At 62.4% G+C, this 25291-nt stretch carries 24 protein-coding genes; 11 read left to right on the forward strand and 13 right to left on the reverse strand.

Annotated features, from left to right (window positions below; translation table 11 throughout):
• Positions 1-53: 53 nt before the first annotated feature.
• Both OKA05_RS17255 and OKA05_RS17260 read left to right on the forward strand, forming a co-directional pair.
• Positions 54-1070: a beta-ketoacyl-[acyl-carrier-protein] synthase family protein gene (locus tag OKA05_RS17255; RefSeq protein WP_264488423.1), complete on the forward strand. Its 1017-nt coding sequence runs from the start codon at positions 54-56 to the stop codon at positions 1068-1070.
• A 49-nt stretch (positions 1071-1119) separates the two neighbouring features.
• A complete protein-coding gene (locus OKA05_RS17260; protein ID WP_264488424.1) occupies positions 1120-2553 on the forward strand; it encodes an enolase C-terminal domain-like protein in 1434 nt (477 codons plus the stop codon).
• 13 nt (positions 2554-2566) lie between these two features.
• Here OKA05_RS17260 and OKA05_RS17265 read toward each other — a convergent pair whose 3' ends face one another.
• Positions 2567-3139, reverse strand: a complete 573-nt coding sequence (locus tag OKA05_RS17265) for a 5-formyltetrahydrofolate cyclo-ligase (RefSeq protein WP_264488425.1) — start codon at positions 3137-3139, stop codon at positions 2567-2569.
• A gap of 30 nt (positions 3140-3169) precedes the next feature.
• On the opposite strand from OKA05_RS17265, the gene OKA05_RS17270 reads away from it, so the two are divergent.
• On the forward strand, positions 3170-3757 hold the full coding sequence (locus OKA05_RS17270) for a hypothetical protein (protein ID WP_264488426.1): 588 nt from the start codon (positions 3170-3172) through the stop codon (positions 3755-3757).
• A gap of 80 nt (positions 3758-3837) precedes the next feature.
• On the opposite strand, the gene OKA05_RS17275 is transcribed toward OKA05_RS17270, so the two are convergent.
• The gene (locus OKA05_RS17275) at positions 3838-4038 is read right to left on the reverse strand and encodes a hypothetical protein (protein ID WP_264488427.1); all 201 of its coding nucleotides are present in this window, start codon (positions 4036-4038) and stop codon (positions 3838-3840) included.
• Between the two features lie 135 nt (positions 4039-4173).
• Between OKA05_RS17275 and ilvE the strand changes: the two genes are divergently transcribed.
• The 4 genes from ilvE to OKA05_RS17295 all read left to right on the forward strand — a co-directional run bounded on the left by ilvE (position 4174) and on the right by OKA05_RS17295 (position 9611).
• Entirely contained in the window at positions 4174-5043 is an 870-nt protein-coding gene (gene ilvE, locus OKA05_RS17280) for a branched-chain-amino-acid transaminase (protein WP_264488428.1), read from the forward strand.
• 406 nt (positions 5044-5449) lie between these two features.
• Positions 5450-5962, forward strand: a complete 513-nt coding sequence (locus OKA05_RS17285) for a UvrB/UvrC motif-containing protein (RefSeq protein ID WP_264488429.1) — start codon at positions 5450-5452, stop codon at positions 5960-5962.
• A 5-nt stretch (positions 5963-5967) separates the two neighbouring features.
• Positions 5968-7086 (forward strand): protein arginine kinase, encoded by a 1119-nt coding sequence (locus tag OKA05_RS17290; protein WP_264488430.1) that lies wholly within the window; start codon positions 5968-5970, stop codon positions 7084-7086.
• The gene (locus tag OKA05_RS17295; RefSeq protein WP_264488431.1) at positions 7083-9611 is read left to right on the forward strand and encodes an ATP-dependent Clp protease ATP-binding subunit; all 2529 of its coding nucleotides are present in this window, start codon (positions 7083-7085) and stop codon (positions 9609-9611) included. The genes OKA05_RS17290 and OKA05_RS17295 overlap by 4 nt, the downstream gene beginning before the upstream one ends.
• Before the next feature lie 188 nt (positions 9612-9799).
• Here the strand turns inward: OKA05_RS17295 and OKA05_RS17300 are convergent, their stop codons facing one another.
• From OKA05_RS17300 to OKA05_RS17345, 10 genes are all read right to left on the reverse strand, one after another.
• Positions 9800-11266: a FecR domain-containing protein gene (locus OKA05_RS17300; RefSeq protein ID WP_264488432.1), complete on the reverse strand. Its 1467-nt coding sequence runs from the start codon at positions 11264-11266 to the stop codon at positions 9800-9802.
• Positions 11263-11817, reverse strand: coding sequence for a sigma-70 family RNA polymerase sigma factor (locus OKA05_RS17305; protein WP_264488433.1), 555 nt, complete (start codon positions 11815-11817; stop codon positions 11263-11265). Before OKA05_RS17305 ends, OKA05_RS17300 begins: the two co-directional genes overlap by 4 nt.
• 200 nt (positions 11818-12017) lie before the next feature.
• Positions 12018-14291 (reverse strand): LamG domain-containing protein, encoded by a 2274-nt coding sequence (locus OKA05_RS17310; RefSeq protein ID WP_264488434.1) that lies wholly within the window; start codon positions 14289-14291, stop codon positions 12018-12020.
• Between the two features lie 45 nt (positions 14292-14336).
• Positions 14337-15041 carry a discoidin domain-containing protein gene (locus tag OKA05_RS17315; RefSeq protein ID WP_264488435.1) on the reverse strand — a complete coding sequence of 235 codons (705 nt, stop codon included), beginning with the start codon at positions 15039-15041 and terminating at the stop codon, positions 14337-14339.
• Positions 15042-15318: 277 nt separating this feature from the next.
• Entirely contained in the window at positions 15319-16209 is an 891-nt protein-coding gene (locus OKA05_RS17320) for a hypothetical protein (RefSeq protein ID WP_264488436.1), read from the reverse strand.
• 99 nt (positions 16210-16308) lie between these two features.
• On the reverse strand, positions 16309-17229 hold the full coding sequence (locus OKA05_RS17325; protein WP_264488437.1) for a hypothetical protein: 921 nt from the start codon (positions 17227-17229) through the stop codon (positions 16309-16311).
• A 355-nt stretch (positions 17230-17584) separates the two neighbouring features.
• A complete protein-coding gene (locus OKA05_RS17330) occupies positions 17585-18034 on the reverse strand; it encodes a hypothetical protein (protein ID WP_264488438.1) in 450 nt (149 codons plus the stop codon).
• On the reverse strand, positions 18031-19290 hold the full coding sequence (locus OKA05_RS17335) for a hypothetical protein (RefSeq protein ID WP_264488439.1): 1260 nt from the start codon (positions 19288-19290) through the stop codon (positions 18031-18033). The genes OKA05_RS17330 and OKA05_RS17335 overlap by 4 nt, the downstream gene beginning before the upstream one ends.
• 18 nt (positions 19291-19308) lie before the next feature.
• Positions 19309-19917, reverse strand: a complete 609-nt coding sequence (locus OKA05_RS17340) for a hypothetical protein (protein WP_264488440.1) — start codon at positions 19915-19917, stop codon at positions 19309-19311.
• Positions 19918-19932: 15 nt separating this feature from the next.
• Entirely contained in the window at positions 19933-20514 is a 582-nt protein-coding gene (locus OKA05_RS17345; RefSeq protein ID WP_264488441.1) for a hypothetical protein, read from the reverse strand.
• Positions 20515-20625: 111 nt separating this feature from the next.
• Here OKA05_RS17345 and folP point away from each other — a divergent pair, with 111 nt between their 5' ends.
• The 4 genes from folP to bioD all read left to right on the forward strand — a co-directional run bounded on the left by folP (position 20626) and on the right by bioD (position 23372).
• Entirely contained in the window at positions 20626-21453 is an 828-nt protein-coding gene (gene folP / locus OKA05_RS17350) for a dihydropteroate synthase (RefSeq protein WP_264488442.1), read from the forward strand.
• A gap of 13 nt (positions 21454-21466) precedes the next feature.
• Positions 21467-21706, forward strand: coding sequence for a hypothetical protein (locus tag OKA05_RS17355; protein WP_264488443.1), 240 nt, complete (start codon positions 21467-21469; stop codon positions 21704-21706).
• A gap of 74 nt (positions 21707-21780) precedes the next feature.
• Positions 21781-22623 carry a diadenylate cyclase CdaA gene (cdaA, locus tag OKA05_RS17360; RefSeq protein ID WP_264488444.1) on the forward strand — a complete coding sequence of 281 codons (843 nt, stop codon included), beginning with the start codon at positions 21781-21783 and terminating at the stop codon, positions 22621-22623.
• Positions 22624-22742: 119 nt separating this feature from the next.
• Complete coding sequence (gene bioD, locus OKA05_RS17365) at positions 22743-23372, forward strand: dethiobiotin synthase (protein WP_264488445.1); 630 nt, start codon at positions 22743-22745, stop codon at positions 23370-23372.
• 768 nt (positions 23373-24140) lie between these two features.
• On the opposite strand, the gene OKA05_RS17370 is transcribed toward bioD, so the two are convergent.
• Positions 24141-25289, reverse strand: coding sequence for a XylR family transcriptional regulator (locus tag OKA05_RS17370; RefSeq protein ID WP_264488446.1), 1149 nt, complete (start codon positions 25287-25289; stop codon positions 24141-24143).
• Between the last annotated feature and the right edge of the window lie 2 nt (positions 25290-25291).

A 25291-nucleotide genomic window follows, 5' to 3' on the forward strand; every position in this document is an offset into this window, starting at 1 on the left:
CGAACTTGGCGTCTTGGCGGTTCAAATTTCCGCAGGGGAACGGAGGTGCTGTCATGATCCGCATCACTGGCACCGGAGCTGTTAGCTCGGCAGGGTGGGGAGTGGACGCGATGATGAGCGCGCTGGATTCAGGCGTGCGCCCGGAGCTTTCCGAGTTGTCCCGCGAGCGAAAGGATGGAGAGCCGGTGGTCACGCGGGTGCTGCGGGTTCCGGCTGCTCTGAACACCTTGCCGAAGAGCCCGCGGCTGCGCCGGGTCAGCCCGATTTCGAAATTCGCTGTGGCTGCGGCGATGGAAGCGCTCGGCTCGGAGCGTGCGGCGAAGGTGGCGGCCGGTGAGCTTCGGCTCGGGGTCGTCTGTTCGCTCTTCAATGGCTGCGTCAACTACTCGAACCGCTTCTTCGGCGAAGTGCTGGTAGAGCCGGCTGTGGCCAGTCCGATCCTGTTTCCCGAGACCGTTTTCAACGCGCCTTCCAGCCACCTTTCCGCACTCTTTAATTCCACGGCACCGAATGACACCATCCTCGGGGATGGCGCGGAAATCTTCACCGCGCTGGAAATCGCCACGGAGTGGCTGCTGCGTGGCGATTGCGATGGGGTGCTGGTTGTTGCGCCGGAAGAGATCGACTGGCTGAGCTCGGAAGGCCTCGGCCTCTACTCGCGCGATGCCATTCCTTCCGAAGGAGCGGCCGCGGTCTATCTGGAGATCGGAGGCGAAGGCCCGCAGCTCCTTTCCATTCCCGATCCGGTGTTGTTAGGGGCCGGTCTTGCCCGTGCGGCGACGTTGCGGGAGGCGATGTCAGCGGCAGGCGCCGAGGACGATGGCAGCACCCTGCTTGCCGATAGCCGCAGCGGCGTGGCGAAATTCGACGCGCCGGAGAACAAAGTCTTCGGTTCGTGGAACGGTCCGCGGATTTCGGTGAAGACCATTCTCGGCGAGTGTTTCGGCGCGTCCGCCGGGCATCAGCTTGTCACGGCCATCGAACGCCTCCGTCGCGGCGATGCGGAGCAAGCCCTGGTGATCACCTTGGGCGGCAATGAACAGGTGGGGGCATGCCGGTTGGGACGCTGAGACGCGGATTGCGCTGGCCGTCCGGGCGATCCCCGGTTGAAAAAGGACCATGGTCTCCTCGCGCCGTGCGTTTCTCAAATCGTCAGCCCTTTGCGCGACGGGTGTCGGATTCACGCAAGTGCCGAACATTGCGATCAAACAACCCATCGGGATTCGGGTCGCTGCGGTGGATTTCGCCTTCGAGGAGTTCAAATACCGCATGCCGTACAAGTTCGGGGGGACGGCGGTGGATCGAGTAACCTTGCTGAATGTCACGGTGGAGGTCGTTTCCCCATCGGGCAAGACGACCAAGGGCTTCGGCTCGATGCCGATGGGCAACGTCTGGTCCTTTCCTTCGAAGACGATTCCCTACGAAGGCACGCTCCAAGCGATGAAGGCGCTGGCTCCGAAGATTGCGGCCATCACCCGCGGCTTCACCGAGTCCGCCCACCCGATCGAGATCAACCACCAGTTGGAGCCCGAGTATCTGAAAGCCGCGGCAGACGTTTCCAAGGAACTGAAGCTCGCCACACCGATTCCGAAGCTGTGCACGCAGGTCGTCGCGAGTGCGTTCGATGCCGCTTTGCACGATGCCTTCGGGAAATCGCTCGGCTTGAATTGCTATCGCACCTACACGCCGGAACTCATCGGTCACGACCTGTCGCGCTACCTCGGCGCGGACTTCAAGGGCGAGTCGATCCAGACCCACGTGAATGAGAAACCGCGCGACTGGGTGTGGCTATTCCACTCGGTCGGCGGGCTCGATGCGGTGCTGGAGTCCGAGCTGAAGGAACGCGTGAACGACGGGCTGCCCGAGACCCTCGCGGAGTGGATTCGTCGCGACGGCTTGCAGCGGATCAAGATCAAGCTCCAGGGCGAGAACCTCGACTGGGACATCGAGCGCACGGTATCGATCGATCGGGTCGCGCGTGAGACCCGGCCGGATGTGGAATGGGCGTATTGCTGCGATTTCAACGAGGCGTGCGCCAATGTGGACTACGTGCTCGAATTCCTGGCCAAGGTGAAGGAGCGTGCGCCCAAGGGCTTCGAGAGCATCCTCTACCTCGAGCAGCCGACACGCCGAGACCTCAAGGCCGACTCCGGCAATCACATGCACCGGGCGGCGGAAATGCGGCCGGTGGTCATCGATGAATCGCTTACCGAGCTCGAGTCGCTGCTGCTCGCCCGGGAAATGGGCTACACCGGCGCCTGCCTCAAGGCCTGCAAGGGTCAATCGCATGCCGTGCTGATGGCTGCTGCCGGTCGCAAATACGGGATGTTTCTCTGCGTTCAGGACCTGACCTGTCCGGGGGCGTCGCTGATTCACTCGGCGGGTCTTGCTGCCAACCTCGCGGGGCTTTCCACGATCGAGTCGAACGCCCGCCAGTATGTTCCGGCGGCGAATGCGGGTTGGATCGAGCGGTTCCCGGGGCTCTTCGACACCAGGGACGGGAAGCTGGCCACGGCCCGTCTGACCGAACCCGGGTTGAGTGCGGTTTCCTGATGCCGGTTCCAGCTCAGCGCTGTTGGCAGGAGGCGAGTGCGTCCGCGGTCGCCAGGAAATGCATCGGCAGGTCGTGCGGGTCCATGGGCAGTTCGGGCAGGACTTGCTCGCGGAAGCACACGCCGACTCGCAGCGATTCCGAATGGGACGTCGCGAGCGCGCGGTCGTAGTAGCCCTTGCCGCGGCCGAGGCGTTTGCCACAGCGGGTGAAGGCCATGCCGGGGCAGAGGAAGAGATCGATGTCCTCGGTCGTGACGAGCGGCGCGTCGGGCATCGGTTCGGCAATGCCGAAAGGACCGGGGTGCAGCCGCGGCAGGGAGGCATCGACGAGATGGAAGCTCATGGTTTCGCCCTCGATCCGTGGCAGCAACCAGCGGCGATCCGGGAACTCGGCGAGCAGGGGCAGCAACAGCGGCTCGCCGGGGATGGCCACGAAGGCGGCGATGGTTTTTGCGGGTTGCCCGGCAAGCCAGTCGCGCAGGTGATTGCGAAGCGCCGCGGCTTGTTCGAACTGCGACTTCAAGTCCGGGCGGTTGGCGCGCAGGACCCGGCGCAGGGCGGACTTGGCGGGAGTTGTCACTTGCATTGGACCGGCTGGAGCAGAAACCTAGCCGCCGTGAACGTCCGCTGGCAAGTCGTCGCCTGTCTCCTCAGCATCTCCGTCGCCGGAGCGGCGGATGAGAAGGCGAAGTTCGAGTGGAAACCGCCGGCCGTGGGCGCGGGGATTTTCACCGATCAGCTCGGCATGCTCGACCGCGAGCGCGAGGAGTATGCGAACAACCTGGCCGGCTACGCTTCGAACCGGATCGCGGCGGCGCGGGCGAGCGCGGCCTCGCTGAACGAGGGCCGGCGTCTGGTGGCGCTGGCGCTGCATCTCGTGCCTCGCAACCGCAAGGCGTTGGTGCTGAGCTTTCAACTCTCGCGCGGCGTGGTCCCGGAGGCGGATCCGGATAATTTCCGCCCGGATGTGCTGGCCGGTTTGCTTTTTACCCGCGCGCAGGTGCTCAAGGAGCAGGGAGGCGTGGAAAACCTGCTGCTGGCCAAGATCTTCACCGAATTGGCGGCCGAGATGGACCCGAAGAACGACGACGCCGTTTACGCCAGCGAGCTACAGCGGCTGGACCAGGGCGCGGTGGATTGGTCGGCGCTCACCGATGTGAAAAAGCCCGCGGCGGATGAGCCGGAGGCCGACGACAGGCCGTGAGCCTTTTCCGAAGGCGACGCGGAGTGGCTCGTTGAGGCGGAGTTCACCCGACGCATTCTCACGAATGCGCCTACGGATCGTCATGCGAGCCCGAACTCTTCCCGAACGGTCTGGTGGGAGTGCTGCCGGCCGTCGCGGATGTTGGCGAGACCCGCCTCGATTTTCTGGCGGACGAGAATCTCATACATCAGGTCATCCCAACTGGCCGATTCCGGCAGGTCTCTGACCAGCCGGGTGGCGGCTTTCTTGATCGACGCCTTGTTTGGGTGAGCTCCAGTCATGGAGGAATGAGGCCGCGAGCCGGGGTCCAATGCAAGCAGGGCTTTGCCCCCGGCGGGTTCATGTCAGCAAACGGCTGCGCCCTCACGAGGGGCTTGCCAGCTTGCCTCCCCGGCCTACGCTGCGGGCTCTTTTCCATGAAAATCTGGCTCGACGGCGAATTGGTGGACGAATCCGCGGCGAAAATTTCCGTGTTCGATCACGGTTTGCTTTACGGTGATGGCGTCTTTGAAGGCATCCGCTTCTACAACCGGCGGGTCTTCCGCTTGGAGGAGCACATCAAGCGCCTCTTCGAGTCGGCCCGTGCGATCGTCCTCGAAATCCCGTGGACCCACGAGGAAGTCTGCAAGTTCGTGGTGGAAACCGTGGCCGCCAACGGCCTCGATGATGGCTACATCCGGCTGGTGGTGACCCGTGGCTCGGGTGGCTTGGGCCTTAATCCCTACCTCTGCAAGCGGGCGAGCATGTTCATCATCGCCTCGACCATCAGCCTCTATCCGCAGGAGCACTATGAGAATGGCTTGTCCGTGATCACCTGTGCCACCCGCCGCCCTGCGCCCGCCGCGCTGATGCCGCAGGTGAAGTCGCTGAACTACCTGAACAACATCATGGCGAAGGTGGAGGCGATCCAGGCGAACGCCCTTGAAGCCGTGATGCTCAACGAACAGGGCTACGTTGCCGAGTGCACCGGCGACAACATCTTCATCTTGCGAGAGGGAGTGCTCTACACCCCGCTGGTCAGCGATGGCGCGCTCGACGGCGTGACCCGCCGCGTGATCCTGGAGCTGGCCGATCAGCTCGGCGTGCCGAAGGTGGAGAAGTCGCTGACGCGCTACGACCTCTACATCGCCGACGAGTTTTTCCTCACCGGCACCGCCGCCGAGGTCATTCCGGTGGTGGCCTACGACCGCCGGGTGATCGGCGAAGGCAAGCCCGGCGAGATCACCAAGCGCTTCATCGCCGCCTTCAAGGAGCTTGCGTCCACGACTGGAACGCCGATCGATTGAGGGCTGGTCGGACGGGTCTGAGAGCCCTGATGGCCGTTGCAAATTTACTCCGCTATTCCGGTATCCACGGGTACCTGAATAGCGGAGTTCGCTGTTTGTAGAGAGGGGGCCCTTCCAGCTGAGCGCGGTCACAAGGCGGATCGTCACTCCGAATCAATTGGCGGACCGCTCCCCGCCGGAACGACGAAGTCTTCCCGCTACAAAGGCGAAAGGCCTCATTCATACCTGCCGATGCCGGGACCCTTCACCGCATGGGGCGTCACGTTGCGACACGGTCGGTTTGTCACGCTCCCTTGCTCGAGCGGAGGAATTGGAAGGACGTTTTGCAGCGAGGTAGGAAAAACGGACTTCTGCCGGGAGATTTCCTTTCGCATTCGGCATTCTCACTCGTAGCTTTTCCCTGTCCATGGACTGCGACATCTGCGGCAAGCATGCAAAGGTGCACCTCACCCAACTGGTGGGCGGGCAAATCAAGAAAATTACCCTTTGCGATGATTGCGCCAAGGAGAAGGGAGTCACGGACCCGACCGGCTTCGCGCTGGCGGAGATGTTGCTGGGGAAAACGCCCGGCAAGGTGGTCCCGGCTTCCCCGGCGGTGGCGGGTAGCGGCAAGCGCTGTCCCTCCTGCGGGTTCACGCTGGAGGATCTGCGCCGCATCCGCCGCTTCGGCTGCGCGGAGTGCTACACGACCTTCCGCGACGACGTGAACCAGATGCTCCGCGGCATGCACAAGGGCTTCAAGCACTGCGGCAAGGTGCCCGCCGGGCTGATGGAACTGCACGAGCGGACGCAGCGGCTGGAGGAACTCCGCGGCAAGCTCGACCAAGCCGTCACCTCCGAGAACTACGAGGAAGCCGCGGGTCTGCGCGATGAGATCCGCCAGATCGAGCTGCGCGCTACCCCTCAGGCCAACGACTGATTGCCATGATGCGCTTTACCACTCTCGTCAAAAATCCCGCCGACTGGATGACCGGCGAGGGGGCTGATAGCTCCATCGTGTTGACGTCCCGCATCCGGCTTGCCCGCAATTTGAAGGGCGAGTCCTTTCCCGGCTGGGCGAAAAAGGAGGAGCGGCGTCAGGCTCTGGAAATCATGCGGCCGGCCGTCGAGGCGCTGTCGTGCATGAAGGACGCCTTTTCCCAGGAACTCGACGACCTGACCTCGGTCCAGAAGCAGGTGCTGGTCGAGCGCCACTTGATCAGCCGTGAGCACGCCGCCCGCGGCGAGGGCAGCGCGGCGGTGATCGAGCGGCGCCAGTCGATCGCGCTGATGCTGAATGAGGAGGACCACCTGCGGATGCAGGCGATCCGCCCGGGGATGTCGCTGCGCGCCGCGTTCGAGTCGCTGTCGGTGATCGACGATGAGCTGGAAATCGCGCTCCCACTGGCCTTTGACCACGAGCTGGGCTACCTGACCACCTGCCCGACGAATCTCGGCACCGGCCTGCGCGCCTCGGCGATGCTGCATCTGCCGGCGCTCGTCTTGAGCGACCAAATCGGCCAGGTGCTGCAGGCGGTGAACAAGATCGGCCTCGCGGTCCGCGGCTTGTACGGGGAAGGGACCGAGTCGCTCGGCAACCTGTTCCAGATCTCCAACCAGTCCACGCTGGGCGAGAGTGAAGAGACAATTTTACGCAGGCTGGAGCGCGTTATTTCCCAAGTTGCGACACATGAGCGCAATGCCCGCGACAAGCTGTTGGAGGATGACCCTGCCATGGTGAGCGATAAAATCGGTCGCGCCTACGGGGTTTTACGGCATGCATGGATCATCGACTCAAAGGAGGCTTTGACCCATCTTTCCTTGCTGCGCCTAGGCGGAGACCTCGGTTTCCTGCCCCACGACACGGTAAAAACCTGCGACGCGCTGCTGATGGACATCCAACCGGCACACCTCCAGCTACACAGCGGGCGGAAGCTTTCACCGGAAGAGCGCGACTCCATTCGAGCGGAAATCGTGCGCGGCCGGTTGCAAAGCCTCGAAGCCCCTGATATTCGTTCTACGAGAAAGAAGGACGCGTCCGACCCAGACCCTGAAATTTTATGAATAACTTCACTCCCAGAGCTCAACAGGTCCTGGCCCTTGCCCGCAAGGAGGCCGACCGCTTCAACCACAGCTACGTGGGAACCGAGCATCTCCTGCTCGGCCTCATCAAGCTCGGTCAGGGAGTGGCGGTCAATGTGTTGGAGCGCATGGGACTCGACCTTGAAAGCGTGCGGATGGAGGTCGAAAAAGAGGTCGGCACCGGCACCGGCCAAAAGATCTCCGGCAGCATCCCCTACACGCCTCGCGTGAAGAAGGTGCTGGCGCTCGCCAACAAGGAAGCGAAGGCCCTCAACCACAGCTACGTGGGCACCGAGCACATCCTGCTCGGCCTGCTCCGCGAAGGCGAAGGCGTCGCCGCCCGCGTGCTGCGCCGCATGGACGTGGACATCCAGCGCACCCGCAACGAGATCCTCGCCGAGATCGACCCGAACTTCACGCCGGACGATGACGATGACGATTCCGACGACGAGGAAGACGAAAGCTTCGAAGACGAAGGACAGGAAGGTGGCGAAGAGCCCGAAGCCGAGGGCAAGACCAAGACCCCGGCGCTGCGCGCTTTCGGCCGCGACCTGACCAAGCTCGCCCGTGAGCACGAACTCGACCCGGTGATCGGCCGCGAGTCGGAGATCGAGCGCGTCATCCAGATCCTCTGCCGCCGCACCAAGAACAACCCGGTGCTGATCGGTGAAGCCGGTGTCGGCAAGACCGCGATCGTCGAGGGCCTCGCCCAGGAAATCTCCTCGGGCAACGTGCCGGAGATCCTCCGCGACAAGAAGGTCATTACCCTCGACCTCGCGCTGATGGTCGCCGGAACCAAGTACCGCGGCCAATTCGAGGAACGCATCAAGGCGGTGATGGACGAGATCCGCAAGGTGAAGAACGTCATCCTCTTCATCGACGAGCTGCACACCATCGTGGGTGCCGGCTCGGCTGAAGGGGCGATGGACGCTTCCAACATCATCAAGCCTGCGCTTTCCCGCTCCGAGCTGCAGGTGGTGGGTGCGACGACCCTCAACGAGTACCGCAAGTACATCGAGAAGGACGCCGCGCTCGAGCGCCGGTTCCAGCAAGTGAAGGTGGAAGAGCCCTCCGTGGACGACGCCATCAAGATCATGCAGGGCTTGCAGGAGAAGTACGAGGCGCACCACAAGGCGAAGTTCACGCCCGAAGCCGTCGAGGCCTCGGTGAAGCTCACCGCGCGCTATCTCACCGGCCGCTACCTGCCGGACAAGGCGATCGACGTGCTCGATGAAGCCGGTGCCCGCGCCCGTATCGGCACGATGACCCGGCCGCCGGAAATCAAGCAGCTCGAAGCGGACATCGAACAGGTGAACCGCGAGAAGATCGGCGCGATCGGCGAGCAGGATTTCGAAAAGGCCGCCTCACTGCGCGACAAGGAGAAGCACATCAAGAAGTCGCTCGAAGAAACGCTCAAGACCTGGCGCTCGAAGTCCGAGGAAACCGTCGTCGAAGTCGGTGACGAGGACATCATGTCGGTGGTCTCGAAGTGGACCGGTGTCCCGCTCCGCCGCATGGAGGAGAAAGAAGCCGAGAAGCTGCTCAAGATGGAGAGCGAACTGGAAGGTCGCGTGATCGGTCAGGACGAGGCGGTGAAAGCCATCTCGAAGGCCCTGCGCCGTTCGCGTGCCGACCTCAAGGATCCGCGCCGCCCGATCGGTTCGTTCCTGTTCCTCGGCCCCACCGGTGTCGGCAAGACCTACCTCGCCCGCAACCTCGCCGAGTTCATGTTCGGCGATCCGGACTCGCTCATCCAGATCGACATGTCGGAGTACATGGAGAAGTTCACCTCCAGCCGCCTGATCGGATCGCCTCCGGGCTACGTCGGCTACGAGGAAGGTGGCCAGCTTTCCGAAGCCGTCCGCCGCCGGCCTTACTCGGTGGTTCTCTTCGACGAAATCGAGAAGGCTCACCCGGACGTGATGAACCTGCTCCTCCAGATTCTGGAAGAGGGCATGGTCACCGACTCGCTGGGTCGCAAGATCGACTTCCGCAACACGATCATCATCCTCACCTCGAACGTCGGTGCTTCCAGCATCAAGCGCCAGACCACGCTGGGATTTGGCGCGATGTCGGCGGACGAAGGCGACTTCGAGGGCATGAAGGCGAAGATCATGGAGGAATCGAAGCGCTACTTCAAACCGGAGTTCCTCAACCGCCTCGATGACCTCGTGGTCTTCCACATGCTCGAAAAAAAGGACCTCGACAAGATCGTGGACCTGGAAATCGACAAGCTGGTAAAGCGCCTGCGCGAGAAGGACATCACCATCCAACTCGACGCCAGCGCCCGCGACCTGCTGGTCAAGAAGGGGTACGACCCCGACTACGGTGCGCGCCCGATGCGCCGTGCGGTGGAACGCTACCTCGAAGACCCGCTGGCCGAAGCCCTGCTCCGCGGCGACGTGAAGCCCGGCGATACCGCCAAGGTCATCTGCCCCGAAGAGAAGGAAGAGCTGGTGTTCGAAACCATCGGCACCAAGGCCGAGCCGGACAACGCCGGGGTCTGAGCGAATCAATCAAACCAACGCCCGCCTGTGGAAACACGGGCGGGCGTTTTTGTTTGGTTGAGGGGGGCATGCCGGCTTAGGGCGGCAGCGAGCTCTCATCCTGCGGCGGTGCGTCTATGACCGTCGCACTTTGGGGACCGACATTCTCCCGGCCGAGGAAGCGAGCGAAGAGCTGGTTGTTGGTAACCTCAATCATCCACCCGGCGGGCGTCCCGATAGGGAAGGTTGACGAAAACCAGCGTCCGGGCATCGCGCAAGAAGTGCAGTTCATCCGTTCGTGAGCTTCCTCCAGTCGGGACATCGAGATGCAGGTAGCCCTCGGCTGCCGTCCAAGTGGCAGTTTCGAATCCGATGTAAGGTTCGCCGTCGATCGTCAGGCTAGCGGTTCCGCCCGGTGCAAACGTTCGCCGGAAGACCTTGCCGTCATGCATGTATTCCCAGGTGCCTGTAAAATCCGACTCCGCCGCGCTTAGGGCGAGACCGTCTTCCAATAATACCACGCCGCTTGAGGAATCGGGTGACGCCACCGGCTTGCTATCCAATCCGCCATGCACTCGCAGCGTCCAGTGACCGCGGTGATACGCATGATCCGGCACCACCAGATCATAGCTGTTGGCCTGTGTGCGTGGGACCACCCCGGCAAATCCGGCGTGTCGATCGCGCGCCACCAGTTTGCCGTCGAGCAACAATTCCGCGCCTGCAATCGCAAACCCGCGAGCGCCAGTCATCCACTTGCAGATGGCGCGGTATCGTCCCGGATGCCAGATGAGGTGGCTCACGTCGTATTCCAGGACTTCACCCCGCGACGAATCGCTGAGTTGCCACGCGAACTCGCGGGATGGCAGGCGGCGTGTGAATTTCTCCAACTGGAAGGGCACCGAGACCACTTCGCCATCTTCCGCCGTGACCGCGTGATTCTCCCGAAGCAGTACCTTGCGGCCGGAACCATGCCGCGGGTGGTATTCGATCTCACCGCGGAACACCCCGAAGTTCGCCGAGCGGCCGCCCGCCATCACCTCAACACCGAACTCAGTACCAAGATCGACGATGGTTCCGTCCGGGTACTCCACAGTGAATCCCTCCGCACCCTTGGGCACATCTGCCACGAGACGACCGCGTGAGAGGTTCAGAGCGTTGCTCCCCAAAACACGAAACGAAGCAGGCCCTTCGATCACCGCGCGCGTGCCGCTGGCAAACGTCAACTCGACCAGGCCTGTTTCGACACCCGTCTCGGCCGCTGCCGCCGAAAAGCTCATCGGCATGCCTGCCGCATGGCTTTCCCAGGCGACACCAAGCATGCCGGTAATCGTCGCGGCGGGCATCTGCACCCCCGTGACTGATGCCGTGGATAGCGGTGCTGCGGGAGCCGGAGTGAAGGCCCGCCACACCATCATGCCGAGGAACAAGCCGGCGACGAATACCGCGGCGAACTGCCACCGAGACGCCCGCCGGGGCACTATCGGAATGACGGGATCCATCAAACGAGCCGCTGCCGCCGGTAGCGCGGCCTCGATCTCGGCGATATCGAAGAGATACTCGCGCGCGGGCCCTTCAGCGGTCAGACGGCTCTCCAAGCGGAGCGCATCTTCCGGGGTGATCGTCCCATCGTGCCATGCATCAATCAGACGACGCAGTTCGCGGTCAGGTGAAGTCATGGATCTTGACGGCTAAGTTTGCGGTTAATGCAGAGGCGCAGAACCAAACGGATGCGCGAGATCGACTTGTGCAGGGAATTCGCGCTGCATTCAAGCCGGGTTGCCTGCTGGGCCAGCGAACGGCGTTCGACATACTTTTCGGTTACCAAGCGGCGTTCCTCGGGCGACAAGCCTTTGAGACAGTCCTCAAGCGCATCGACGAGCGGATCGCCCTGCCCAAAGCGTACCTCGGCGTGCGCGGCGACCATCTGGAAAGCGGTCTCGCCAAGCATCACCCGGCCTTCGCGCTGGCGGATGCGCCGCCATGAGGTCGCCTTGAAGAAGGCGACGCGAAACGCCCAAGCGATGAAATTGGTGCCTGCAACGAACTCATCGCGCTTGTGCAGCAGAACCAGATTGGTCTCTTGCACCAGATCATCGACATCCGACCAAGCGCCCAGCAGGGACGCGACGTATCCCTTGAGCCGAGGCTGGGCGTCCGCCAGCAAGGCATCAAACTCTGCGGCAGGCGATGAAGGCATGCCAGGTTCAGGCACGAGGTTCGCGGACATCACGAGGATTCAATTACTCCGGATACTGTACCATGCCGCTGGGGTCAGGTGCGAATGCTGGAACCCCATGGCTTGAATTGAATAGCAAGGGTGCGTTCTGAATAGAAGAGGGCGTTCACCCGGTGTTTCCTTCCAATTCGAAGGGTCCCGGACGCACATGCCCCCGGGACCGATCGACCTCTATGTACCCCGAAAATCATTCATTGCCCAGGAGGAGCCGCCCCTTCAGCAATCCGGATAAACAGGCGTGGGCCGGACATCGGAACGGTGGGAATCGGGTCGCCTCCCATGAAAGTACTGCCTGGAATCGAGTCGAATGACAAGAGGGTGACGGAGCTTTCCAAATGATAGGGTTGGCCGTTCACCATCCCGGAAACGCCACCGATGACCAGATTGCCGCCGAGAACGGAAACCCCCGTAATTGCGAATGTTGCGTCCGCCGGTTGAGGCAATCCGGTGAACCCGGTCACCCCCGTGTTGCGAATGGCATTGATTTGCGTGGGATTCAGGACCTCCCGGAAGATCGCCACGTCATCGAGCATGCCCTCGAACATGAAGTCGGTTCCCAGGTTTCCGCCGCCGGCGAGATGGAGATCGTTCAGGAGATTGCGACCGAACTCTACACCGGTATCGGTTGCCACCGCTGTCCCGTTCACGTAGAAGATCTTCGTTTGCGCAACATGATCGTAGGTGATGGCCAAGTGAGTCCAAGCACCCTGCACCACGTCGCCCTCCGCACCACCGGCTTGGGAAACATCCCAGATCGCGCCGGTCGGCTTGCCGTCGCCGGACCAGAATTCCCAGTCGGCATCGCTGCTGTTGTAGAGGATGTATCCGGAGCCGGAAGGAGTCGCGTCATTGCGGCTGGTGATCGCGGCATTGAAATCCGAGGCCGAAGCAGGATTCGCCCACAGGACGACGGTGAAGCTCGACGGGTTCAGTGCCTCATCGAATGGCACGTCGATGCGGCTTGAACCATTGAACATGGCCGCGCCGCCCGTGACCCCGCCTGCCCCCGCTGCGGCGTAGCTGACCGCTCCCACATCCGCGCCATGGTGGCCGTTGCCGGAGGCGTCGCTTGCATTCGTCTCCATCGGCCACCAGGCGACCAGCGCGCTGCCCGCGACATTCGTGACTTCCACCAGGATGGTTAGGTCGAGTGCCTGCTCATCGAAGTCGTCGGAAACGATGCGAAGCGTCGCTTGATAGATGCCGCCTTTCAGCCCGGCAGGATCGAAGGTGAACTGGAGGTCGAGCTGGTCCCCGGAATTCACCGTGAGCGACCCGTTGTTCAGGAAATCGTGGACCACGGCGAAATCATCGAGCAGCTCGGGGTTGATGACTCCTGGCAGGAAGAAGGCGTCGGCGATCGTCAACTCCTCTTCCCCGCTATTCGACACCGTGACCCCGAAGGTCTGCATCGCCGCGCCGTTGGCGACAGGACCGTAGCTGTTCGACAAAGGAGCCTCGATCTCCGGTGCGAGTCCGTCTACATCCAGGCTAAGGGAGACGAACGCATGCGGCCGCATGACATCGTCGGTCGTTAGGTCGAGCGAGGCGCTCAGGGGGCCGTTAAATCCTTGGGGATCGAACTCCACCGTCAGGTTGACCGTCTGGCCCGGGGGCACAACGATGGGCAGGGTGCTGTTGACTGTGCAGAGGGCCCCGTCCTGACCGCCGAGGATCACGGAGGTCACATTCAAGTTGTTCGTGGTGCCTCCATTGGTGATCGGGATCTGCAGCGTAACCGGCTCTCCCTCGGATTCGCCCGATACCGCGGTGGGCACCTGGATCTTCGGATCGAGGCTCGCCTCGGTGGCGAACCGGACTTCGCCCAAGCCGAAGCGATCTCCGCCGCCTATGCCGCCGACGCCGGAGTAGTTCGAATCGATCCGAATGGCTGCATATCGAGCATCAAGGGCCGTACCGGCAAAGAACGCTTGGGCGATGTTGTCGATCGTGTTGTCACCAGTGATGGGGTCCATGACCCCGCTGATGTCAACCGTTTCGGTCGTGAAGTCGAAGACGTTGCCCTCTGCCTCGGTATGGAAGATGACCCGGAATTCCCGGGTGCTGTTGCCGCCGTTCGTCGGACCGATGCCGCCGTGGTTTCCGTATTGCCAAAGGAGGAGCGAGCCGACCGCAGTATCGCCGCCATTGGTGAGGTCGAAGACGAAGACCGGGTTTCCGCTGGAGGTCGGCCTTGTCCATGATTCCTCGTGTCCATTGCCCGAGCGGTAGGAGTAGGTGGTTCCAGCCTTGAAGAAGGGATCCCCGGTATCGAGGGTAAGTGCGGCACCGGTTGAATCCTGCAATCCGGCGGCACCTTGGCCGGGGTTGTCATTGAGCAACCAATTGACGTTCGATCCGGCGTCGCCGGCGATGGAGGAAGTAGCGCTCACCGGCTTGATCACGGACGCATGGATCACCGGGGTGCATAGAAGCGTTAGGAAGGCGAGATGGAAGGTTCTCATCGGGTTTTTGCGGTTTTTAAGGGGAAGGTAATGGAGACATGGATTTCATCGGCCGCGGCGCAGCAGGCCGATCAGACCGAGCCCACCCAGCAAGAGAGCGGAGGGTTCCGGTACCTCAGGAGTTCCGAGAAAGCGGATCTCCGCGATTCCTACCCGGTCACCTCCAGCGTGGGTGCCGAAGTAGTTGTCGGTAATGGTCAGGCGTACGAAGTTCGCCGAGGTCGGGTTGAAGGCGATGGTATCGGCCGCATTGGCGGCACCTCCATTGGGAACCGTGAGGCCGGTCAGCGACGTGTAGTAAGAGCTGCCACCGTTGTCCGAGAATTCGAGATCAAAGGTCTTCGGATGGTTCCCGCTGTTGCCTCCGAAGTGATAGCCCCAGATCACGAAGGCATCGACGCTGAAGATGGATCCAAGATCGATAGTGAAGGTCGGTGCTGCACCACCATCGGCAAAGTAGTCGCCGCCACCGGGAGCGATATCCACGGTCGCCCATGCATTTCCTGGAGCGCTCAGGGAAACGGAAGCGTGGGTAATGGTGGTGTAGTTCGCAATATCGAGAGAACCGCTCAGACCGGAGCCATTGATGATGTTGGTTTCGTTGTTCAATGAGCCACCAAGACCGTTCTCCTCCTGATTCGGGAGGTTGGTATAGGTGATCGTGGTTGGAGTGATTAAGGTGGTGGCCGCGAGAGCCGGGCTGGCGGCTGCGAATAGCAAGGCGATGGCAAGTGGAGAGGCGCTCTTCATGGGTTTAAATGTGGTGATATGGTCACGCTGAAATGGTTGCCCGATTTGGTTCAGGCACTCATTTGGTTCAGGCACTCAGGATGCAGATGTCGCGATTCCGCAAAACCTGACCGGAAAAAATTCAAAACCTACCAAAACGGGGTGAGTTTTCGGGCCGGAACTTTGATTTCGATTTCGCCGTGTGGCGGCTCGACCAAGCTGCCGGGGCGCAGGTATGGGTTGACTGACCAGCTGGCTTGGAAGGGGAGGAGGCTTGGTCCAAGCCATCACCGATCTCTCAGCGGGTCCCAACCCGGACCACTTGCATCGCCTGTTCGCCAGAGGCCTTCATTTTCCCTTCGGGGAGTGAGGCAAGCCAACGCTCGGCGGCAGGTGCATCGCTTTCCGCCCAGGTCTCGACGAGGGCTTGAACTCCCTCCTCAAGCAATGCCCCGGGCGGAAGCTCTCGAACCCACTTCGCCGTGTCATCCGGATCGCGCTGGGTCCACTTGTGAATCACGGCAATGGCTGCCTGATTCCGTACTTCCAGATCGGGAAACTGGCCTTCGGCAATCAGCATGGCGGCGGCTTCGGGATCGGATTGAGCGACGACAATGGCAATCCTCCCCAACAGGTCCGCCCGTCCGGTTTCGTTGGCATGCTTGCTCGCCCAATCCCAGGCTGCGGCAGCGTCGCGTTCCGCCCACTGGGCGACAAGATCCCCAGCCAGACGATAGCCTGGCCTACCAAGGTCATATTCCGAGACAAGAGCGAGGCCCGCCTCAAGGTTCTTTCGACCCACTTCCGCGACCACCAGATACAGAGCCTCTTTCCGTCGGACATCTTCGGGAAGCTGCCGGGCCCAGACAAGAGCGGCTCCCGTATCCCGGCAGGACCATCGCCTGGCCAGTTCAAGGGTTGCCTCGCTCCGTTGAATCACACCGGGCAGTGTTTCAATCCGTGCCGCGGATCGCTGCGGATTGAATCCGACCGCTTCACGTGGCCTGGCTGATGGGGATTGGAGCGCTACCCTTGAGGAAAAGCGCGGGTGTGTTCGCGCCGCCGGTTGGTTGGTGAGATCGGAATGCCCTCGCTGGAAGTCGCCCGCAGTTCCCGAGCGATATTGCAAGAGGGCGCCCCCTCCGAGAAAAAGGGCGATCGCCCCAAAAAACCTGATGTCAGCCTTCATGAACGGGTAGTGTTTCAGCCAGAGTCCTGAGCAAGCCTCCGCCTCCCGGCCTTGATGGCAGCGGAAGGCGGAGGGATCAGACCGGCAGGTTCTCGTGCCTTACCAAGTGTTGTCGTCACCGTATCCCAGGGCCTTCCATTTGGTCGCCGGCACCAGGATCCCGTTGCGATGCCAGACTTCCTTTTGGTTATTCGAGGTGTAATCCACCGGAGCCACGACGGAGTCATTGGGGTTCGCGCTGTGGGCCACCGAACCGACGGCGGGAGTCTTCAGCACCCCGTTGGTCACATACCGGGGATTCTTGTAACGCACGTCGAAGGCGGCAGATCCCGTGATCGAAGTCTCCACCCAGACCAGGGACGAATCGATGTAATTTGCCTTCGAATACACGGCACCGATAAAGTAGGGTACCCCGGTATCGAGGTTGTCGATCCAGGCTTCCCAACTCCAGTAGCCGTTGGTTTGCCCCCCGCGATAGACCACCAGCTTGTAGTTGGTCCCCACGGTCCAGTTGAAATGGGAGGCGGGCCTACTATTGACTTGCGTGTAGGTGCCCGGGTCGAAGTGCCCGACATACACGGAGACACCGGCGGCCGGATTGTAGAGCATCGGCGGTGAGGAGATCTGGTTCTCGTTGGTGACGGAGGGACCGCTGTTGAAAAACGGGGTGTAGCGGTATCCCGGTGTGGTGAACTCGATGAAGTAGCCGCCCCAGTTGCTCTGCTGCACCGAGTTGACCCGTTGGGGTCCGAGGTGTGCGCCTTCCCCCGCATTCCCGAGATTCACCTGTATCGCAGGAAAGAACAGGGAATTGGCGAGAGCGGTCGTATCCAAGGACTCCACCTTCAGTTCGACGGAAACCAAGGTGCAGCCCGGCTTGTCGGCGGACGGGACCGTATAGTGGGTGTAGGTGCCGGCTCCGGCTTGAGCGAAGGCATGCCCCCCGGCGAGAAGCAAGCCTGCTGAAACCGAGGCTTTGATGGTGCGGGTCACGAGAGCCGCGATACTGGATCTTTTCATACTTCGGTGTGGTGAGTTTTGATCTCTGGTTTTGTTGTTATTGGGTCGGAACGCAGGAGAGAGCCCTCTGGACACTCTTCCCGGTGCCAAAAATGGAAATGTCACTTTCCCGCAAAACCTGACCTGAAAAGTTTCAGGAATTACCACTCCCGGCCCAGCAGCCGTGCCCCACGCCCTGTTGCCGGTGGCTTTCCGGAAAGCACCATCTCGGTCGTCTACCTGGAACTAGCTGGTTCGTGATGAAGGGGCGAAATCGGGAGCCGCCTCACGATGCGGCTTGTTGCCGCGAGTTTCCGACGGTCATCGACCGACGCTTACATTTGCATGCCAGTCTCAAGACCGGCGCTCCCGGGATTTAGCGCTCCCGATCTTCACGCGGATCCGGGTCGCCCCTTTGCGGAACGGACGGCTGACCGGTGGCGGCGTGCTTGAGCTTGAGCAGAGTATTGCGCTGGATGACGAGCTGCATGCTGCCGCCGTGAACTGGATGACTACTACGGATGTAGGAGAGATCGGTGACTTCGACTTCCCGCCAAAGTCCGCGAATTAGGGTGAGGCGACCGTCCTCGGTCATGACCTTCTTTTGGGATCTGCCGGAGTGCAGCGTGACTTCGAAGGAGCCGGGCACATGGCCGGCATCGTCGGTGAAATCGACCTCAACACGGAGAGGTCCCAAGTAGAGTGCGATGAGAGCGGCGATGGGAACCAGCAGTAGGATCGCGTAAGGCCAGCGCCGTTTTTTCCGCTCGGGCAGGGGAGGTGGCTCCGCATGCGGGGAGGGCAACGGCGGCGGCTCGTCGATCATGGCACTTGATTGAGCAAGCGGACGGTATCGGGAGCGGGGCGGAGCAGCGTGAACTTGCGGCCCTCGGGCGTGGTGACGGCGGCGCCGATGGCCGGTGGTTCGTCGGTGCCGGCGAATGACGAGATCAAGTCGGCTGCGGCCGTGGCGAAGGCGTCGGCGGACTTCTCCGAATCGAGGCGGATGTCCCAGATCAGATGCACGTCGACATCGCTGGTGGCATGGAGCCGGTATCGGTCACCGCGCCAGCCATCCGCCAGCTTGGAAAACTCCTCGCCCAGCGGTTCGAGCCACAGCCGGAGGCCGAGCATGCCGGCGCTTTCTTCTAACAGCATGTTGCCGGGCGTGTCCGGCAGCGCGAGGGGCGAGGGTTGGAGACCCTCGTGGTCGGGAAAGAAGTCGGCGGTGATCGTTGGCGGCTTGTGGAGGGCGGCCATGATTTCTTCCTGATCCATCAGACGTTCCGCGCGCGGCAAGCCGAGGGCGGAGGGGAAGGTGGCGATGCCACGGACGAAGGCGGGCAAGTTGGCCATCAGCTCGCGGGCCTCGGCATTGTCCTTCAAGCCGGTGAAGCCGATGCCGAGTGCCTGGCGGGCGAGGAAGCGGTTCTCGACGGCCATCGCGGCACCATGGTGGAGAGCTTCGCGACAGATCGCCGCCTCATCGCCGGGCCAGCCGGGCATCGGCGGGTAGTGCTGGTGGATGAGGATGCGGGCGAGGGCGCGGATCAGCGCGGCTTGATCGGGCACGGCCTGAGGATCGAAGCGATCGGTCACCCAGCCTTCGCCGCCCTGTTCATCGAACCACGAGCGAGCACCGATGGATTTCGTCGCTGCGAGCTGCGGCGCGAAGCGGTCGTCCGCGGTGAGCAAGCCCATCAGCGCCCATGCCTGCTGCCGGGAATCCAATCCATGCGGGCCATAGCGGGCCTCGATGGAAGCGACGATGCGGTCGCGCAGTTCCTCGCCGGCGATGCGGTGGACCTGCGGGTTGCTTTTGAAATCGAAGCCGAGCGCGTCTTCGACGAAATCGAGCAGCTCCTGAGGCACCTTTACCTCACCGCCGCCTTGGGCCAGCGAGCGAAGGCTCTCGTTCTCGCGCTTGAGCAGTGCGATCTCGTTTTCCAGCGCGACGACCTTGCCTTCGCTATCTTCGGTCTCGGTGGCGGTGGCAGCACTGCGCCACTGAAGGCCCTGCATCCAACCGGCGGTGCCGATGGCTGCGCCGAGCAGCCACGGCAGAAGTGTTTGAGGTCGCATGGAGAATCGGAAGCAGGCTCAGCGGGTGGCTCCCTGCTTGGCCGCGGATTCCCAATCGGTCAAGGGATTGAATCCGGTGAGGGCGGCACCCAGCAGGGTCTCGGTTGCACTGGGCGACATGACGTCGATGGTCGTCGGCGCGGGACTGCCCCCGTTTGCATCGTAGGAGTAAACGATGCGCCGGAGTGGCGAGGCATCTCCTTCGGCCCGGTCTTCCTTCGCGTCGAAGATCTGGACCTCAGCCATTTTGCCATAGGTCGGGCCCGCTTTGGCATGGTAGCCGTAGCGGCATTTCAGCAAGCGCTCGCCCTCTGCGTTGAAGATGTCGCAGGTGAGGGGATTACCCTTGGGGCTCAGGCGATAGACGGTCTTGAGGAGTGGGTGGCCTTCGGCGCTGACGGTCCTCTTCGTGATGACCGTTAGATCGTGGGTCCGCTGGAAGTATTCGCGGGAGCCGTCCTTGTTGGTCTTCACGCTGGTGCTGGGCGCGAGCGACGCCGACCTCGGCGCCGGCCTCGCCGATGGCTCTGGAAACGCCGGAGGTGGCGACGAAAACCATGCCAAGGCAAGATAGCCGGCAGGGAGTGCCATCACCACGATCAACAGAAGCCGCGCCGGAGCCTTCATGAGGTACGCCGGTGATTACTTTCCGAGCGGCTTGGCGCGCGGGTTGACCTTCTCCTTCTCGTCTGGCTTCCGGCCATCGAATGGGTCGAACTCCAGTGCGGAGGGGCCGAAGACTTCATCCGCGGTCTTGCCGGGGATGGTGGTGATGGAGATCGGCGCATTGCGGTTGCCCTGCGCGTCGTAAGTGTAGATGAAGCGGCGCACCGGGATCTCCTTGCCGCTCCTCGGGTCGGTGCGCTTCATGATGGCGTCGAACATTTGCTCCTCGATCAGCTTGCCGTAGGTCAGTCCTGGCTTCGGGTCGTAGCCGTAGCGGGATTTGAAAAGCCGTTTGCCCTTGCCGTCGAAAATGTCGCAGGTGAGGGGGTTGCCCAGCTTGCTGAGACGGTAAACGGTCTTGAGCACGTCCCGGCCCTCCGCGCTGACGGTCCTTTTGGTGATCACCGTCATGTCACGGGTTCGCTCGAAGTACTCGCGCGAGCCATCCTTGTTGGTCTTCACGCTGGCGTAGGGGCCTTGCACTTCCAGGCCGGGCACGGCCGACCAAGCGGTGCCGCAGGACAGGGCGGCGATGGCGACGAGGGTTTTCAGGTTCATGGGCGCGGAGATTAGGGCTTGGCCGGAGGGGCTGCAAGTGGCCATTTGCCGCCCGTCATGTGGTGGAGAACGGTGCGCACACGGGTGGATCTGAGCCGGAGGGGGGGGGTCATGGGCATCCTGAATGTCACGCCGGACTCCTTTTCCGACGGGGGGACGCACGCTGGTGTGAGCGCGGCCTTGGACCACGCGCGGCAGATGATCGCGGAAGGGGCGGAGATCATCGACATCGGCGGCGAATCGACCCGCCCCGGGGCGGCGGAGGTTGCCGTTGCGGAGGAAATCGCCCGGACGGCTCCGGTGATTGCGGCGCTGCGGGGGGAGTGGGACGGGCTGATTTCCATCGATACCATGAAGGCCGGGGTGGCCGCGGCGGCGCTGGAAGCGGGTGCGGACATCGTCAATGACGTGAGCGGCCTGACCGCCGATCCGGAAATGGTTCGTGTCTGTGTGGCAGGCGGCTGCGGGGTGGTGGTGATGCACATGCAGGGGGATCCGAGGACGATGCAAAAGGCCCCGCGTTACGATGACGTGGTGACCGAGGTGCAGGCATTTTTCGAGGAGCGCCTGGCCGCTCTGACGGCGGCGGGCATGGATGCGGAAGCGATCTGTTTCGACCCCGGGATCGGCTTCGGCAAGACGGTGGCGCACAATCTCTCGCTGCTGCGGGCTTTGCCGGACCTTGGAATCGGCGGCCGTCCGCTGCTGCTCGGGGTGTCGCGGAAATCCTTCATTGGCCGGGTGCTCGGCAGCGAAGCTCTGGCGGATCGTTCGTGGCCGACGGTCGCGATCACGGCTTGGGCACGCGAGGCGGGGGTGATGATCCACCGGGTCCACGAGGTCCTGCCGAATGCGCAGGCGCTCCGGATGACCGAGGCAATCCTGCACGGCGGAATTTCGGATTCTCCCGGTGAATCTTTTGTGAGAACATCCGTCTGACCCAGCGAACGACATGAAAGCGATCCCGCTCAAAGCCTCCGCCCTGATCCTCGCCCTTGCCGGAACCTCCTGCATGACCACCTACGACGCCTATGGCCGGCCGGTCCAGACCGTCGATCCCGGTGCTGCGGCGGCGATCGCCCTCGGTGCGGCGGCCGTGGGCTATGCCATCGGCGAGCACAATGATCACCATCACTACCACGGCGGCGGCTACTACTACGGTCGTCCTTACTACGGCCCGGGTGGCTGGTAAACCGCGCCTCATTTCCGCTCGCACGGAAAAGCAAATGACAGTGTGGCGCGCCCCGGCGTAGTATCCCGATCGCGATGGCGTGGGACTTTGTCAGGGATCATTGGCGCGACGGGATCGAAATTCTGATCCTGGCGATCGCCATCTATCAGATTTTCCGGGCGTTTCGGGCGACCCGGGGCGCCCGTATTCTGGTCGGCCTGGTGGTCATCCTGGTGGCGATCACGCTGTTGCTGCGGCTGTTCGAGTTCGAGGTGATCACGTGGTTGGTCACCCGCGCGGCAATCCTGCTCGTCTTCGCGGTGCCGATCATCTTCCAGCCGGAGCTACGCAACGCGCTGGCCAAGCTGGGTAGCAGCCGCCTGTTTTCGTTCTCAAACAAGAGCCAGCTCGATTTCCTGGAGGTCTTCGAGGACTCGGTAGTGGCGTTGTCGAAAAAGCGCATCGGGGCGCTGTTCGCGATCGAGCGCGACATCACGCTCAAGCCCTACGAGGAGACCGGCGTGATGCTGAATGCGGACTTCTCGCCGGAGCTGTCGATGACCGTGTTTTTCCCGAAGTCCCCGCTGCATGACGGGGGGATGGTCATTTCTAACAAGAAAGTGACCTCCGCCGCGTGTGTGTTTCCGGTCAGCCAGCGCGAGCTCGCCGACCGCTCGATCGGCCTGCGCCACCGCGCGGCGATCGGCGTGACCGAGGAAAGCGACTGCGTGGCCGTGGCCGTCAGTGAGGAGACGGGCGCGATATCCATCTGCATGGACGGCCACTTGGAGCGGAACCTGGGTGAAGAAAAATTCCGCACCCGGATGGCCGAAATCTTCCTCGCCACCGACGACAACAATGAAAAAGGCGTTTCGAAAGAACCTGATCCCAAAGATCGTGTCGCTGCTTCTGGCGACCGCGATCTGGTTTCTGATTAAGGAACACTTGGGCAAGCAGGTCGATTGGTTCGGGCCAGGGACCAGCCCTTCCAACCTCCCGCCCGACCAGGGAGAGGATCCGCCTTGACCGCGCCGCCGCGTGCGGCCACGGCTGCGGCGTGAGCTACTTCGTCACCGGCACTGACACCGGCGCGGGCAAGACCCGTTTTTCCTGCCTCCTCGTGGAGGCGCTGCGCGCCGAGGGGATCGACGCGGCTGGCTTCAAACCCGTCTGCTGTGGCGATCGCGATGATGCGGTGAAACTGGCTGCCGCTTCCGGAGGGCTGGAGCTGGATCAGGTGAATCCGGTGTGGCTGAAGGCGGCGGTTGCTCCATTGGTTGCCGGGATGCTGGAAAATCGGCCGGTGGATCCGGCGGCGCTGCTGATGGCGACGAGGGATTTCCTCGCGAGTCACGCCCGGGGAATCGTCGAAGGCGTCGGCGGCTGGCGCGTGCCGCTCGCCGAGGGGTATGACATGGCGGATTTTGCCACGGATCTGGGACTGCCGGTGATCATTGTGGTGGGCAACCGCTTGGGGGCGCTCAATCACACGATTCTCACGGTGGACGCGATTCGTTCGCGTGGGTTGGAGATTGCGGGACTGGTGATCAACCACCTGGCGGACGAACTGGACACGGCGGCGATCACGAACAAGGGAATGATCGAGCAACTGACCGGGGTGCCGATCCTGGCGGAGATCATCCACGGGCAGGATTTTCTGGAGGTGGAGCCATTTTTGGGTTCCTGAAGGGGAAAGAAGGGGTCTCCGTCAGGTTTGCTGAGTGGTCTTTGGAAGAAAGGTCAACCGCCGATGGACGGGCTGCACAGAGAACAAGATGTGCTAGGACGGATGGGATGGGCGGCGGCTTGGTCCGAGGCGGCTGCCCTTCGTCCCAACGAGACGATTCATAAAAGCCCGGCACGAAGTGGCCGGGGGGCAAGGCTCGTTGATCGCGTCCCAACGGGACGCCTTATGCGGGGAGGAGTGCGCGGACGGGCGGAGCAAGTTGTCCAGGCTGGTTCCTGGCACGCGCGGGACCTGCGCAAAGCGCTCGGGCCACGGCTTCGGAGCCTGTCTGACAGATCGCCGCCAGCCGCATGAGGTGTCCCGTTTGGGACACGACGAGCCGGGTCGGCTGAGCTGGCACTTCGTGCCAGTCTATTATCAGCCGTCCCGTTGGGACGAAGAAGGTCGTCTGGTTGGGATTCATCGCCAAACCCGCCTGACCGGAAAAGAAAAACGCCGTTCCCTCGGCGAAGGGAACGGCGTTTGGAAAGTGGGAGGGGGCGAGCTCTGCTTAGCGGCGGGTGCCGGTTTGCTGAGTCGAGCCGGAGTTCACGGGGAACGAGATGGCGGAAGGAACGGACATGGCTTTATTTGGTTCGAGGTCTTTGACGAGGTCGTGGATCTGGGAGGGGTGCTCCCAACGGGTGACGCCAAAGTAACCTCGAACTGCTTGCCCTACATTATGAAGACGGGAACCTGACTTGCGATTATGCGCAGATGTAAATACCGCTATACCCCCGTGGATTTACGGTATTCCCCCGGGGTCTTGCCGGTCTGTCTGCGAAAAAGATGGCTGAGCCGTTCCGCATGCTCGAAGCCGAGCAAATCCGCGATGTGAGCCAAGGTGTAGTCGGTCTGCGAAAGGAACCGCTGGATGCCTTCCACCAAGGTCTGGCTCAGCAATTGCCGCGGCGTCTTGCCGGTGGCCGCCTTGACCCGCTGCTCTAACAAACGACGCGAAACGTGGCAGTCGCGTGAGAGTTCCTCGATGCTGAGCAGGCCCGGTTTTTGTTGGCGGAGCAGCTCAAGAAAGCGGCGCACCACCGGATCCTCGATCGCATCGAGTGCGGTTGACTGGCGGATCACCAGACCCTTGGGCGGGACGAGGCGCTCGAGCTTGATCTGCTTCAGCTCTTTTCCGGCCATCAACTCGGCCAGCCATGAGGCGGCGAGGAAGCCCATGCGGATGATGTCCGGGTCGATGCTGGAAAGAGGAATGCGGGAGGTGCTTGAGAAGACGGGATCGTTATCCACGCCGAGCACCGCGAGGTCTTCGGGCACCGCAATCTGGAGCTCGATCGCCGACTGCACGGCACGGAACGCGACTTCATCCCAGCAGCAAAAGAGCGCGCACGGCTTCGGCAGTGATTCGATGAAGGCGAGGTCGCCCTTCTGCAGCGACTCGAAGCTGCGGGCCTTGCGCTCCGGGGTGTGATGGCGCCGCGGCTTGTGGCCGCGGGCAGACAGGGCGTCGGTGAAACCGATTTCGCGCTCTCGGGAAACATTGTGGTCGCTGTAGCCGAGGAAGGCGAAGTGGCGGTGGCCCTTCTCGATGAAGTGCTCCGCGGCCATCTTGCCGACCGCGCGGTGATCGCTATCGACAATCAGGTGCTCGCCGGCGGGATCGAGCAAGGTGCTCTGCAAGTCGAAGACCGGCATGCCCTGCTTGCGCAGCGCGCGCGAGTGCTGCTGGTCAGGACTGGTGGTGATCACGCCATCGCCCTTGAAATCGGCCAGCCAGTCCGGTTCGGCCGCGGTCTTCCCGCGATATTCAAAATGGATCTGCCAGTCATGCAGGCGGCCGAACCGGGCAATGCCCCGGATCAGATTGCGCCCGTATTGGGTGGAAGTTTCAACGATGACCGCAACGTGCCGCACGA

Source organism: Luteolibacter arcticus, from assembly GCF_025950235.1.
In the GTDB taxonomy this organism is placed as follows: Bacteria; Verrucomicrobiota; Verrucomicrobiia; order Verrucomicrobiales; family Akkermansiaceae; genus Haloferula; species Haloferula arctica.